The organism is Mesorhizobium sp. M5C.F.Ca.IN.020.32.2.1 (assembly GCF_004023105.1).
Taxonomy (GTDB): domain Bacteria; phylum Pseudomonadota; class Alphaproteobacteria; order Rhizobiales; family Rhizobiaceae; genus Mesorhizobium; species Mesorhizobium wenxiniae.
Window position 1 is genome coordinate 1 of record NZ_RZSX01000060.1, and the last position, 13,864, is coordinate 13,864.

Consider the following 13,864-nt stretch of genomic DNA (forward strand, 5'->3'; position numbering starts at 1 on the left):
CTGACGGGCGGGCCTATCTCGACTTCTATAATAACGTGCCGTCTCTCGGCCATTGCCACCCGGAAGTAATCGCCGCAATGGCTGAGCAGGCGGGCCGAATAAGCGCCAACACGCGCTATCTCGAGCCGAAACTTGTCGACTATGCCGAGCGGTTGGTTGATACTTTCCCAAACGAGCTCGACCGTGTGGTTTTTACTTGCACGGGGAGTGAATCCAACGATCTGGCCCTGCGTATCGCGCGATTTGCGAGCGGCAACGAAGGTGTGATCGTGTCCACCTATGCGTATCACGGCACGAGTACGGCTACCGCCGCGGTTTCGCCGAACCTGGGCGACGCAGTCAAGCTCAGCCCATTCGTGCGCATGGTAACCCTACCCGGGCCGGCGGGCGTGCCGGAAGCCCAGGCTGCGGACTTTTTCGAGGCACAGATTCGTTCAGCCATTATGGATCTGAACCGTCGTGGCATAGGCGTTGCGGCCCTGCTCATCGACAGTATTTTTTCCAGCGATGGCGTATGGGCAGATCCTCCTGGTTTTATTGCCGGCGGAGCTACGGCGGTGCGGGAGGCAGGTGGCCTCGTCATTGCCGACGAAGTTCAGCCGGGCTTTGGGCGAACCGGCGCCCATATGTGGGGCTTCGAGCGGCACCGGACCGTTCCGGATCTTGTTACCCTCGGCAAGCCGATGGGCAACGGATTTCCAATTGGCGCCGTCGTTGGTCGCAGAGCCCCGATGGAGCAGTTTGGCGCCACCGCGCGCTACTCGAACACGTTCGCCGGAAACACAGTTGGAATAGCTACCGCGGACGCCGTGCTAATGATCCTGCAGCGTGACCAAATTCCCCAAAAGGCGCTTGCCATGAGCCAGCGCCTCCGAGCCGGACTGGAAAAGATCGCAAAGCAGCATCATGGAGTTCGTGCGATCCGAAACGCCGGTCTTTTCTTTGGCATCGACATGGGGCCTGAGGACACACCGGCCGCGGGCCGGCGTGCAATGGCTTTGGATGTGGTCAACGCAATGCGGAATGACGGCGTACTTATCAGCACGACAGGGGCCAATGAGGATACACTTAAAGTGCGCCCTCCGCTCGTTTGCCAAGCCGAGCATGTGGACCTCTTCCTTGCATCCATGGAGCAAGCGCTCATCAAGGTCGTAGGCTAGACCGCATACCGCAATGTGCGGAAGCGCTCACCGAAGGCAGCCTGTTGGAATAGATGGCGCCACCGGCGCGCGTCCCTGCGCCTGGCGACATGACGCCTAGAAATAGCCGAGGATCGATTTGACCTCGAGATACTCCAGCATGCCCTCGAGACCGTACTCGCGTCCGTTTCCGGATTGCTTGAAGCCGCCGAACGGCGCGTGGGGGTCCCACGTCGGGTAGTTGAGATGCACCTGCCCGGCGCAGATTTGCGACGCGACGTCCTTGACGACGTCCATGTCTTTGCCCTGCACATGCGCCCCGAGGCCATAGACGGTGTCGTTGGCGATGGTGACGGCCTCCTCCACTGTCTCGTAAGGAATGACGCAAAGAACCGGGCCGAAGATCTCCTCCTGGGCAATACGCATGCCGGTGCGCACCTCGAAAAAAATCGTCGGTTTGACGTAGAATCCGGCATTCAGACCGCCGGGACGGCCCTGTCCGCCGGCGACGACCTTCGCGCCTTCCGAAATCCCGACGCCGATCATCGTCTGAATCCGGTCGAACTGGGCGCCGTTGGCGATTGCGCCATGGGTGGTGGTCGCCGCGAGAGGATCACCGACAACGATATCGTCCGCGGCGCGCCTGGCAATCGACTCGATCTCGGAAAGCTGCGCGCGCGGCACGATCATACGCGTCGGCGCACTGCACGACTGGCCGAGATTGCGGAAGGCGGCGGCGATGCCCAGCGAGACGGCGCGATCGAGATCGGCGTCCGGGAGGATCACATTCGGCGACTTGCCGCCGAGCTCCTGCGCGACGCGCTTGACCGTCGGCGCTGCCGCCTGGGCCACCGCGATGCCCGCGCGGGTGGAGCCGGTAATCGAGATCATGTCGACGTCCGGATGGGAGGCGAGAGCCGCACCGACGCAAGGGCCGTCGCCATTGACGAGGTTGAAGACACCGGCCGGGAAGCCGGCTTCTTCGATCGCCTCGGCGAACATGAGGGCGCTCAACGGAGAAAGCTCGCTCGGCTTCAGCACGACCGTGCAGCCTGCGGCGAGCGCCGGCGCGACCTTGGCGGTGATCTGGTAGAGTGGCCAGTTCCACGGTGTGATCAGCGCGCAGACCCCGATCGGTTCGCGAGTGACGGCGGTGTGACCGCGCTGCTCGACGAAGGGGAAGGCCGTCAGGACCTCGCGAGCGACCCGCACATGGGCGATCGCCAGCGGCACCTGCGCGGCGCGCGCATATGCGATCGCCGCGCCCATTTCGAGGGTCAGGCATTGCGCAAGCAGCTCGGTGCGAGCCTCGAGCAGCGCCTGCAGGCGATCGAGCAAATCCGCGCGGTATTCCGGCTTGGTACGGCTCCAGGTGGCGAATGCCCGGCGGGCCGCTGAAACGGCCGCGTCCACGTCCTCGCCGTTTCCGAGCGGAAATTGCGTCACCACTTCTTCCGTCGCCGGATTCGTGACGGCGGCCTGGCCAGTGCCCCTGGGCGCGCGCCATTCGCCGTCGATGAAGAATGTGCCGAGGCGGCCGTTGCGAGACAGGTGCTCGAGGGGCGTGGTCATGTCACGAGGTCCTTCATCCGATAGTAGGCGCCGAGGACTCGGCAGGAACCAGGGACGCCCGAAATATCCGGGGATCGCCGGCCAGCGGAACTTCTACCAGCCGCGGATCCGCTCCCACCGCGCGTCGATCTCCGGACTTCCTCCGTTGACGACGCTGTAGAAATCGTGCTGGCCGGCCATCGCGCAGGCGTGGTTTGGCAGGATCCGCACCCGGGCACCGACCCGAAGGTCTGGCATGCTCTTGGCCGAGCCGCTGCGGATCGCCAGGATGCCGTGTTCCTGGCTGGCCTGTGACACGATCACGTCTTCGAGCACGCGACCCGCCTCGTCGCATACCAGGCCGTAACCCTGATCTACCCGCTGGCTCGCGGTGCCGCGATCGCGCGAGAGCGCCATCCACCCCGCGTCGACAAGCACCCAGCCCTTCTCCGGCTTAACGCCGACCACCGTGGCCAGCACTGAAATCGCGATGTCGTCGACGGCACAGACCCCGACTCCATGCTGGACGAGGTCGAAGAACATGTAGACACCGGCGCGCAGTTCGGTGACGCCATCGAGATTCTCGGCGAAGTGTGCGGTGGGCGTCGAGCCGAGGCTGACGATCGGGCAGGCATGGCCTCGAGCGCGCAGAATTTCGGCGGCTCGCACGGTGGCCGAACGCTCGTTCTCGGCTGCCCTCACCAGAGCATCGGGCGTGCTCAAACCATAGGACTCGCCCGCATGGGCGAGGACGCCGACGAGGTGGGCGCCCGCCGCGACCACCCGGTCGGCGACCTCGATGAGCTTGGGATCGTCCGGCTTCAGTCCACCGCGATGGTCGTCGCAATCCAGTTCGATGAACACGGATGGAGTAACGCCCGTGGCCTTGCGCACATCGGCCAGGGCATCGGCCTGTTCAACGGTATCAAGCAGCAGCTTCAGGTCGACGCCGGTGCGGCGGCAGAGCTCCGAGGCACGCCGAGCCGAGGCCGGCGACAGACCGACCGCATAGGTCATGTCGCGATAGCCGTGGTCAGCGAAATATTCCGCCTCGGCGATGGTAGAGACCGTGATCGGGCCGGGTTCTGTGGGGAAGACCTGTCGGGCGACGTCAATGCTCTTGGCCGTCTTCATGTGCGGGCGCAACACAACGCCAAGCTTCCTGGCGTGGTCGGCGAGACGGTTTATGTTGCGCTCGAGCTTCCCGCGATCCAGCAGCAGCGACGGTGTGACAAGGCCGTCGATCTTTTGGACCGGTTCCAGCGATTTCGCGTTCGTTTCCATGTTCTCGATGTTCCTCATCACTAACCGAAGGACTGGTTCGCCAGGGCGTACATGCAGGCCGCACCGTCGGGCATTGGTCGCCGCCCCCTGACCATGGCGGTGGCTCCGCCGACCCTGACAAGGCCCAGGCTTTCCAGCCAGTCGCCCAATCCATGCTCGGCATAGACGTCGATGCGCACGAACTGGCCGTGGAGCCTCGAAAGCTGGTCTAGGATCAGGCGTTGCGCGTCTTCGGCGCTTTCGGCGGCCACTGGGCCGACAACGTAGCCGCGCCCGAACTTCCTGGCGATCACGTAACCGGTAACCCGTCCACGGCGGTCGATCACCACCACGTCGCCCACATCGGCAAGCGCAGCGACCATCGGCCCGCGAGGCATTCCGGTGGCCCGTTCGTCGAAGGCGCGGAGTGCCGGCAGGTCTGATACCGTCGCCGGCCTGATGTCGGCGCAGGCCTTCGCGGGTACGGGGACGTTCAGTTGGCCCTGGTGCTGAAGCACGGTGCCCCAAACGGTGAAGCCGCGTCGCCTGTAGAGCGTCAGCCCATCTTCGGTCGAATTGAGCAGCACGTTGCGACCTTCCGTCGCCTCAAGCAACGCGTTGAAGAGCCGCGAGCCATTGCCGCCGCCTTGCGCGGAGCGGGTGACGATGATCATCCCGGCCGAGGCATAAGCCTGCCCGTAGTTCCACCACATTGCCGACCCGATCACCTCGCCTGAACGCTTAAGAACAAGGCCCTCGCCCACCCTGGCAGCAAACTCCCAGTCCTCGCTGCGGTAAGGCCAGCCCATTTCCTGCGACAGCTTCAGGGCGCCCGGCACATGGCTGATCTCGAACGCGGTCAGCTCGGTCGGATCGCCGACGATGTCATTGTTAAGCCCAACGGCCATGCGCAAGACGCCTTCGATTTACCCAGAGATCGAACCTCAAGGTGCCGTCCGGAGCACAGATTTCGCTGCTGTTTTGCCCGTTCAGATCAGCGAGACTATTCGTTTTGAGCCATTCCTCGGCATACCAAACTGCGCAAAGCGGGCGAAGTATATCCGGCGCCTCGTATCGCCTCGCTTTCATCGTTTGGCGATCCGTGTTGCGCCCGCACGGTTCACAACGGACGCGATCCAAGCCCCGCAATCGCACAGTCGCAACACGCCCCAACGATGAACAGCTTGTTGCTCAGGAGGTATTCGGGATGATCTACATCAGCGAAGAGGACTCAGCCGCCCTGGTCACCCATGAACTGGCTTTCGACGCCGTGCGGAGAGCTCTCGTTGCTGCCGCTTCGAAACAGAGCCTGGTCTTTCCCGCGGTTCTCGGGCGTGCACGGGAGGCGACCAATACCTTCTCAATCAAATCCGGTTCGTCGGACGAGCTGACCGGAGTCAAGATCGGCTCCTTCTGGTCGGGCAATCCCGCGCGCGGCCTGCCCCGCCACAACTCCACCGTCGTCCTGCTCGACCAGGAAACCGGACGCCTCGGCGCCGTGATCGAGGCGGGCAAGGTCAATGCCTATCGAACAGCCGCCGCCGACGCGGTGGCGGCCGACCTTCTTGCCCGGAAGGACGCCAAGGTGCTGGCGATATTCGGCGCCGGCAACCAGGCGGGTTTCGAGGTCGCGGCGCTGGCTCGCATCCGTCCGGTCGAGACGGTATTGGTCGTGGCCGGACCTTCACCGCGACGCGACACTTTTGTCGAGCGTATCCGCGCCAAAGACCTCGCGGCGCGCGCCGCCTCGGCCGAAGACGCCGTGCGTCAGGCGGACATCGTGGTCACTGCAACCCCCTCGCGCGAGCCACTGTTTCAGGCCCATTGGGTGCGTGACGGCGCGCACGTCGTCAGCATGGGATCGGATGCGCCCGGCAAGCAGGAATTGCCGACAGAATTGCTCTCGAGGGCAAGCCTCTTCTGCGACTTCCCTTCACAGTCCGTCCAGATCGGCGACTTTCAGCACGTGCGCGACGAAATCGACGCCGGCATGCTCGCCCTAACGGCGATCGGCGATGTGATCGAAGGCCGCGCGCCGGGACGCCGCTCCGACGAAGAGATTACCGTCTTCGACAGCTCCGGCATCTCCCTACAGGATCTCTACATGGCCGAGGCGCTGATCCGCGCTGAGGCGTCCCACCGCTGATCTAGCGCACGAGGGATTTGACCGGCATCTACTGCATACCTGCTTAGCCAAACGAAATCTTGCATTCTGCTTCCAGCCATCGAGCAAGATCGTGGGCTTTCCCAGACAGTTCAGTTTGTCCTATCCATATGAGCCCGTAGTGGCTTCCGTCGGGATCGAAGCCGACCGGTGCGATGAGCCGCTCTCTATCTATGTCGTCGGTTGCGAGGACCATGGGACTGAGGGCAACGCCCAACCCCGCCGATGCGGCTTCAACGATCAGAAAGTGATGGTCGTAGAAGCGAATTTCCGTTGGGCGCAGCACCGAGGGGTGGAGGGTTGGTGCGCGTCAGGCCTGACTTCCGGCTGACCTTCAGATGGCGGCAATGTCCAGCTTCGAGCCGTCGACCAGACGCGACAGGCGGAACGGTGTAGGATCGACGCAAGGCGTGTCGTTTACGACGAGCTCTGCGGCGAGATGGCCAAGCCCCGGGCCCAAACCGAAGCCGTGGCCCGAGCAGCCCGCCGCGAGGACGAGGCCTTTCACCCCGTCCACCTGCGACACCACAGGCACTGCGTCCGGCGTGCAATCGACGAAGCCGCCCCAGGCGCTATCGATCTCTATATCGCCGAGTTGAGGGAAGGTTTTCCGGACACTCTCCACCACTTGGCTTACCAGCCATTTCAAGGGTGGAGGATCCAACACGCGATTCTTTTCGAAGATCCTATCGTCGCTGGTCAGGAGCGCCGGCAATGAATCCGGCCCCGAAACGAACGATTGGCCGATGCCGAGCCTGACGTTCTTCAGGCGACGCAAGAACTGCGGCATGAATTCCCGGCTATACCGAATAGCCTGGGGCGTGATTTCGAGGTTCGCCTTGCCGCTGATCGCAAGCGTATAGCTGCCGTCCAGTCGGCGCGTGATCGTGCAGTAGGGTGTGGAGACCGCCTCGCCTATGTTGATTGTCGGGGTGGAACGCAGCGCGGTCTGCCGGATGCTCGCTTGGGGGAAACTGATTCCGAGCGGCCTCAGGAAGCGCGAGGCCCAAGCGCCAGCGGCGCACAGCACCGCGCTGGTTCTGATGTAGCCCTTCTCCGTGTGCACGCCCGCAATCTTGCCATTGGCCAAGTCGAGCGCCCGCGCGGCGCATCCCTGGTGGATCGTGGCGCCCAGAGCTCTGGCCCCATCGGCGATAGCCGGCGCGGCGAGCGCAGGTTCGGCCTTACCGTCCCGGTCTGAATAGGTCCCGCCGACCCATTTGTCGCGCGCTTCGGGGACGCGCTCGGCCACTTCCGCCCGGCTCAGCACGCGGGTGTCGACGTCGTACTCCCTGGCGACCTCGCGCCACTTTTCCCAGCCGGCGAGCACAGCCTCGTCGTGGGTTGCATAGACGAGACCGCAGCGTCGAAATCCAAGGTCCCGATTGATATCGCGCGTGAGCTCGTCCCACAGTCGCATGGAGATCACCGAGAGCGGCAGTTCGCGCCGATCGCGGTTCTGCTGGCGGCACCAACCCCAGTTTCGGCTCGATTGTTCACAGGCGACGTGGCCCTTCTCGAGCAGAGCCACAGAGAGGCCACGTTTCGCCAGGAAATAGGCGGCCGTAGAGCCGAGGATGCCGCCGCCGACGATGACGACGTCGGCCTCGGCCGGGAGACGCTCATCGCTGTGAATGCGTTCGACTCGGGGCGACATGTTCCAACCAACCTCGGCTGCCAAGAATGCGGAAGCAAAGTTCCGATCAGCCCTTCATCGCATCGTGCGCTCGAAAGAATGTGCCGAAATCATCCAGGACTTCGCCAGATATGCGGGTTTTTGATCGCTTGATCGATACGAGTTGCTCAGGCCCGATCGAGCGCCCGTTCCGCGAAGGGCGGCACCTGCTCGCGAGTGCGTCGGATAGCGCTCAAGGGTCTTGAGCCTGCGAGCGAAGTTGTAGGCGGCAACAAGGTCGGCGAGGTGTTACCTGAGCTGATCGTGGCTCTCATAGTAGAAGCGTTTGACCGTGGCGTCCTTGATCGTGCAGTTCATGCCGCGGATCTTGACATAGGTCTCGTCGATCCGAACTGAGCCACAGTGAGGCCGACGAAACTGACGGAGCCGCTTCTCGATCAGCGGCGCGTAGGCGAGGACCCAGCGATTGATCGTACTGTGGTCGACTTCAAGCCACGTTCGGGAACATCTTGTCCAAGTCTCGGTAGCTGAGTGGATAGCGTAGATACCAAGTCACCGCCTGCACAATGAGCCGTGCCGCGAAATGCCGCCCTTTGAAATCATCCTTCGATTGACGCTTCAGTTTCTCGGCAATGGCGTTCAGGATCATCGCTACGCTCCACAACATTTTGAGCGGGAATTTCTCCGGCGATGGTCGATAGGCCGTTAACGGAGAAAATTTGCGACACGCCCGTTACGACCGTGTCCTATCGAGGCGACTGGAATAGCGTACCGGAAGTTGGTGCCGATCGACTAAGAGTGTTCGGTGTCGCTGCTCAGGCCCCGGGCTAATTCGCCTAAGGTGTGCTGATTTTCGGTGAAGAGGTGGCGCGATCGCTCATCGGGCCACCTCGGTCACCGTCAGGCTGCCGGTGTAGCCTGAAGCAGTTCGCCGAAGCGAGAGAGGTCGATATTGCCACCGCTCAGGATCACGCCGACGCGTTTTCCCGCAAGCTTCGCGGCATCGGCCTGCACTGCGGCAGCGCCGAGGCAACCGGTGGGTTCCACGATCATCTTCATTCGTTCGGCGAAGAAGCGCATGGTCGACACGAGTTGCGCATCGGTCACAGTCATGATGGCGGAGACCTTCTCGCGGATGATCGGAAAGTTATGCTCGCCGAGATGGGTGACGACGGCGCCGTCTGCGATCGACTGCGGCACGGGGATTGTGACGATTTCGCCCTTCTCGAACGACTGCTGGCCGTCGTTACCTGCCGCTGGCTCGACGCCAACGACACGGCATTTGGGCGACAATTCCGCAGCAGCCAAGGCTGCGCCGCCGAGCAAGCCACCGCCGCCGAGGCAGACATAGAGCGCATCGAGCTCGCCGACCTCCTGGATCAGCTCCAGTGTGGCGGTACCCTGGCCGGCAATCACATCGGCATGGTCGTAAGGCGGGATGAGGGTCGCGCCGCGCTCGGCGGCGACACGTCTTCCGATTTCCTCGCGGTTTTCGGTATAGCGGTCATAGAAGATGACATCTGCGCCGTAACCCTTGGTCGCCTCCACCTTCAGCGCCGGTGCGTCCTTCGGCATGATGATTGTTGCCGGTACCATGGTGATCTGTGCTGCATAGGCAAGTGCCTGCGCGTGGTTTCCGGACGAGTAGGCCACGACACCGCGGGCACGGAGTTTCTCGTCGATCGCCAGAATGGCGTTCATCGCACCGCGGAACTTGAAAGCTCCGCCGCGCTGAAGGTTTTCGGATTTGAAAAACACCTCGGCGCCGGTCATCGCATTGAAGGTGCGCGACGTCATCACCGGCGTCTTGTGTGCGATCCCGTCAATACGTTTAGCCGCGGCGGTGACATCGGCAAACGTCGGAATCTGGATCGTGTTATTCTGGGCCATGAAGCCTCTCTGCTACGTCGGGTTAAGCAAGACAAAGAAACGCAGTGCGTCAAACCGCGTCCTCGATCAGGTCAGGGCAGGAGATCCTTGACGCGATAATATGCGCCAACGACCGGCAGGAACCAGGGCTTTCCGGTGTGCATAGGTACGGCATCGAGTTCCATGCCGTCGAGGGGATTTGTTCCCTTTATGTCCAAGGCGATGTCAGCAAGTACATTGCCGATTAAGGTCGACATCTGCGCCCCATGTCCGGAATAACCCATCGCGTAGATGACGCCGTCAGCTTTGCCGGCCCGCGGAAAGCGGTCGGGCGTGCAGCCGACCAAACCACCCCAGCAATAGTCGATCTCGACGTTCTCCAACTGCGGGAACATGCTGAGCATCTGCCGACGTAGCAACTCGCCGGAGCTTTGATCCGTACGGTGGCTCGAAGCGGCGGAAAAGCGGGCACGTCCGCCGAACAGGAAGCGATTATCCGGCGTCAATCGGAAGTAGTTGGCGATGTTGAGCGAGTTGACGTAGGTGCGATTGCCCGCAAGCGTGTCAGCGACTTCCGTGCCGGTCAAAGGCCGCGTCGCGATGATGAATGAGGCGATCGGTATGATGCGTTGCTGAAAATATCCGAAGGCCGACGTCGTATAGGCATCAGTGGACAGAATGACCTGTCGCGCCGTAAGACTGCCCGTCGGCGTCGTCAGCTGCCAGCCATTGGCGACCTTCTGCCGCGAGATCACCAGATTGTTTTCCCAGATCGACGCACCATGCCGCTTGGCGGCCGCTGCCAGTCCGTTTGCATAGCGCCCCATATGGGCCATTGCTGTCTTCGGATAGAGAACCGCGCCGTGGAAGGCGTCAGACCCGAGTTCCGAGCGCAACTCGTCTTTGTCGAGCCAGCGGACTGACTGATCGACTTCACGGGCGATTTCCGCACCCATAGCGCGCAGCCGCGCAACATGGGATGGTTTGGACGCGAGCTTCAGCTTGCCGGAGCGCCGGAAACTGCAGTCTATCGCCTCCTCCTCGACGATCGCCTCGATCATGTCGATTGATCGATTATAGGCGTCCCACAGCGTACGCGTCCTTGCTTCACCCAAATGGGCGCTGGCCGCCCCGAAGCTTTCGGCAAGGCCGCTATTGAGGTGGCCGCCATTGCGCCCCGATGCCCCGTAGGCGATGTGCTGTGCCTCGATAAGGGCAACCTTTGCGCCGGACTTTGCTAGTTTTCGAGCGGCGTTCAGCCCGGTAAATCCGGCGCCGACCACCGCGACATCGAAATCCCCTGATACAGGCGCGGCGTTGGCGCCATCGAAGCGTTCAGAGGTGTCATGCCAATAGGAAGCGAGCTTCATTGAAATGGTCCAGTCTCAGACGTTACAGGCCAACCACCGAGGCAAGGCCGGAAATGTCCTGAATTTCGGTATATTCATAGAAGGGGTTGGCCGGCTCGTGGCGACGATTGACCCAGACCTTGTTCTTGATGCCGAGATCATGCGCGGACATCAGGTCATAGCGGAATGACGAGGAGCAGTGCAGAATGTCTTCCGGGCCACATCCGAGCATGTCCATCATGTACTCGAACGCGCGGAAGCGGGGCTTATAAGCCTGCGCCTGCTCGGCCGTGAAGACATGCGCAAACGGAGCGCCGAGCTTTGCGACATTCTTGTGGATCTGGTCGTTCGACGCGTTCGACAGGATGACGAGCGGAATTTCCGCTGCGACCTTTGCAAGGCCTGCCGGAACGTCGGGCCAAGGACCCCAGGTCGGAACCTTGTCATAGATCTGCTGGCCGTATTCCGGCCGATGGGCAAGGCCGTTCGCCTTGCAAGCGCGCTCAAACGCGTCGGCGACGACTTGCGAGTACGGCTTCCAGTCTCCTAGGATTTCGTCAAGGCGATAAGCCGCGAAGTTCTTGATGAGCTTGGCCATCTTCTCTTCGGAGAGCAACGTCCCATAGATATCGCGCGCGGCGCCCGCCATGTCGAAGTTGATGAGCGTGCCGTAGCAATCAAAGGTGATGAATTTGGGACGGAAGGTCATGGCTCTCTCCGGTTCGTCAGGTGGTTCCAGAATGCGTGTTTGCAAGCGGTAGAGCTTGCGGCCTTTTGTGTTCGGCGCGCAGGAAATTGCGTTTTCGGGCAGGCTCCACGGCATGGACTGCTGCCGGTCGCAAAAGAACAGGAAAAGCGAGCAAGGCGACGGCGATACATTGGTCTGAATTCAAGCCGCTCAGTTATGAGGCATGGACTTAAAGCCTGTCAGCAGATCACGGCAGACGGCCTTCGGCGGAGGGATACTATTGAACCGCCCCGAAGCTCGATGAAAATGACATTGCACAAGAACGCCTGCGCAGGCTCAGCGGCGGGCGCGCCACCAGGCGATCTTGTCCTGCAGGCCATAACCCTTGATGACCGCCGGCATGAACCACGGATTGCCCCGATAGAACGGCACAGCCGCGGGCGGCCGGAAGTCGAAAGCCGAGCGTGCCCTGTCGGCATGGCCCATGAGTTTGTGGGCGGCACGCGTACCGACCCACGGCGCCCAGACCACACCCGAACCGCAAAAGCCGGTCGCATACACTACGCCGTCCGTCTCGAAGATGCGGGGAATCATGTCGCGGTTCATGGCCACGTTGCCGAACCAGCTGTACGAAAGGCGAACCTTCTCCAGCTCCGGGAAAATTTCAATCAGACCGTTACGCAGGCGGAGCGTCGGGGCTGTCGGATCGCTTTTGCCGCGGGAGCTGTCTCGCCCACCAAGCAGAATGCGCCTGCCGTCGGGCGAAGGACGATAGTAGAAGCCCAGCTCCCGGTTCTCGCCCATCATCATCAGCTTGGGCATCAGCCGCGCCATCAATTCAGGCGGAAGCTCCTCGGTGACGATGATCCGGCTGCGGACGGGAACCAGACGGCGGCGCAGGAAGGGCGCGCCGCCATCGGTATATCCGTTGGTGCAGACCAGCACCTGCCGGGCCTGCACAGTCCCGGCCGATGTCGCGACACGGAACCCGGACACATCTTTCTCGATGGAAATCACGGGCGTTCCTGAGTGGACCGTCAGCCCGGAAGCCAAGGCCACCCGCAGGAGCTCGGCGTGCAACTTAGCCGGGTGCAAACCGCCAATGTCCATCCGAACCGTGCCGCCGCGGTAGAAGTCGGTGCCGATGTAGTTGCACTGCTCGGCATGCGGAACAGCGTAGGATTCGATCCCCAGCCTCTTCGCCAACGCCTCGGCGCCGCGGGCCATCTTCTCGTACTGGTCGTATCCGAGAGCACCCATGAACCGGCCGACCAGCTGGAAATCGCAGTCGATCCCTTCCGTCTCGATGAAGTCGTACAGGAACTCGCGGGCGATCTTGCCCTCGGCCTCGATCGCCATCGCCTTTGCCTCGCCGAAGCGCCTGGTGATCGTCGCATAGTTCGGTCGGATGCTTCCGCTGGTGATCCCGCCGTTGCGCGACGAAGCTCCTTCCCCGGGGTTCATCGCATCGAAGGCCGCAACTGACCGTCCTTCACGCGCCAGCACCAGCCCGGCGGACAGCCCGGCATAGCCAGCGCCGACGATTGCCACATCGAGCCGCTTTGCCAGCGGCTGCGACGGCAGCGGCCTGACAGGTGCGGCTTCCCACCAGTAGGGCGTGTTCTTGTCGGCGACTTTCTCCTCATGCACGTGCGCTACTTCCCGTTGCGTTTTTAGGATCTGCAGTGGGTCGCGTTTGCTGACGAGATCAGACACGGTCATCTCGCACGTCGAGCGCGTCGCGCAGTCCGTCACCGATAAAGTTGAAGCTGGTGACTGCGATGGTGATGGCGGCGCCCGGGATGATCGCCAGCCAGGGCGCGCTCGCCAGATACTGCTGGGCGCCCTCCAGCATGTTACCCCAGCTGGCCAGCGGCGGCTGAATGCCATAGCCCAGGAAGCTGATATAGGCTTCCAGAAGGATCGCGTGCGCAACTGTCAATGTGGCGGCCACAATGATCGGTCCCATGGCGTTGGGCAGGATCTCCCGGAACATGATGTGGGCGCCGCTCAATCCCAGCATGCGCCCAGCCAGGACGAACTCGCGCTCGCGCAGAGAGCGGACCTCGGCCTCGACAATTCGAGCCACTTCCATCCAACTGGTGACCGCGATGATGACGGTGACCATAGCCGGGCTCGGTTTCAGCGCCGCAGCAAGCGCCAGCAGCAGGAAGATCGACGGGAAGGACAGGAAGCCATCGACCG

The 13,864-nt window shown here is 62.4% G+C and carries 12 protein-coding genes and 1 pseudogene; 2 read left to right on the forward strand and 11 right to left on the reverse strand.

The features are described from left to right. A partial coding sequence (locus tag EOA86_RS05020; protein ID WP_128340883.1) for an aminotransferase class III-fold pyridoxal phosphate-dependent enzyme occupies positions 1-1,160 on the forward strand: 1,160 nt, incomplete at its 5' end. Between the two features lie 96 nt (positions 1,161-1,256). Here EOA86_RS05020 and EOA86_RS05025 read toward each other — a convergent pair. From EOA86_RS05025 to EOA86_RS05035, 3 genes are all read right to left on the reverse strand, one after another. Next, positions 1,257-2,711, reverse strand: a complete 1,455-nt coding sequence (locus EOA86_RS05025; RefSeq protein ID WP_128340884.1) for an aldehyde dehydrogenase family protein — start codon at positions 2,709-2,711, stop codon at positions 1,257-1,259. 93 nt (positions 2,712-2,804) lie between these two features. Beyond that, positions 2,805-3,974, reverse strand: a complete 1,170-nt coding sequence (locus EOA86_RS05030) for an alanine racemase (RefSeq protein WP_128340885.1) — start codon at positions 3,972-3,974, stop codon at positions 2,805-2,807. A 20-nt stretch (positions 3,975-3,994) separates the two neighbouring features. Further along, entirely contained in the window at positions 3,995-4,861 is an 867-nt protein-coding gene (locus tag EOA86_RS05035) for a GNAT family N-acetyltransferase (protein WP_128340886.1), read from the reverse strand. Positions 4,862-5,160: 299 nt separating this feature from the next. Here EOA86_RS05035 and EOA86_RS05040 point away from each other — a divergent pair, with 299 nt between their 5' ends. Continuing rightward, positions 5,161-6,099, forward strand: coding sequence for an ornithine cyclodeaminase family protein (locus EOA86_RS05040; protein WP_128340891.1), 939 nt, complete (start codon positions 5,161-5,163; stop codon positions 6,097-6,099). Between the two features lie 43 nt (positions 6,100-6,142). Here the strand turns inward: EOA86_RS05040 and EOA86_RS05045 are convergent, their stop codons facing one another. From EOA86_RS05045 to EOA86_RS05080, 8 genes and pseudogenes are all read right to left on the reverse strand, one after another. Beyond that, on the reverse strand, positions 6,143-6,403 hold the full coding sequence (locus tag EOA86_RS05045) for a LysR substrate-binding domain-containing protein (protein ID WP_348627873.1): 261 nt from the start codon (positions 6,401-6,403) through the stop codon (positions 6,143-6,145). Between the two features lie 48 nt (positions 6,404-6,451). After that, the gene (locus EOA86_RS05050; RefSeq protein ID WP_128340892.1) at positions 6,452-7,774 is read right to left on the reverse strand and encodes an FAD-binding oxidoreductase; all 1,323 of its coding nucleotides are present in this window, start codon (positions 7,772-7,774) and stop codon (positions 6,452-6,454) included. A gap of 336 nt (positions 7,775-8,110) precedes the next feature. Further along, positions 8,111-8,402 (reverse strand): annotated as a pseudogene (locus EOA86_RS05055) (IS6 family transposase); the annotation flags it as partial. A gap of 251 nt (positions 8,403-8,653) precedes the next feature. After that, the gene (locus tag EOA86_RS05060; RefSeq protein WP_128340887.1) at positions 8,654-9,643 is read right to left on the reverse strand and encodes a threo-3-hydroxy-L-aspartate ammonia-lyase; all 990 of its coding nucleotides are present in this window, start codon (positions 9,641-9,643) and stop codon (positions 8,654-8,656) included. 71 nt (positions 9,644-9,714) lie between these two features. Continuing rightward, complete coding sequence (locus EOA86_RS05065; protein ID WP_128340888.1) at positions 9,715-10,992, reverse strand: FAD-binding oxidoreductase; 1,278 nt, start codon at positions 10,990-10,992, stop codon at positions 9,715-9,717. Between the two features lie 22 nt (positions 10,993-11,014). Next, positions 11,015-11,680, reverse strand: a complete 666-nt coding sequence (locus EOA86_RS05070; RefSeq protein WP_128340889.1) for a haloacid dehalogenase type II — start codon at positions 11,678-11,680, stop codon at positions 11,015-11,017. 315 nt (positions 11,681-11,995) lie between these two features. Next, positions 11,996-13,309: an FAD-binding oxidoreductase gene (locus EOA86_RS05075; protein WP_128340890.1), complete on the reverse strand. Its 1,314-nt coding sequence runs from the start codon at positions 13,307-13,309 to the stop codon at positions 11,996-11,998. Positions 13,310-13,367: 58 nt separating this feature from the next. Next, on the reverse strand, positions 13,368-13,864 hold a 497-nt coding region (locus tag EOA86_RS05080), incomplete at its 5' end, for an ABC transporter permease (RefSeq protein WP_164891561.1).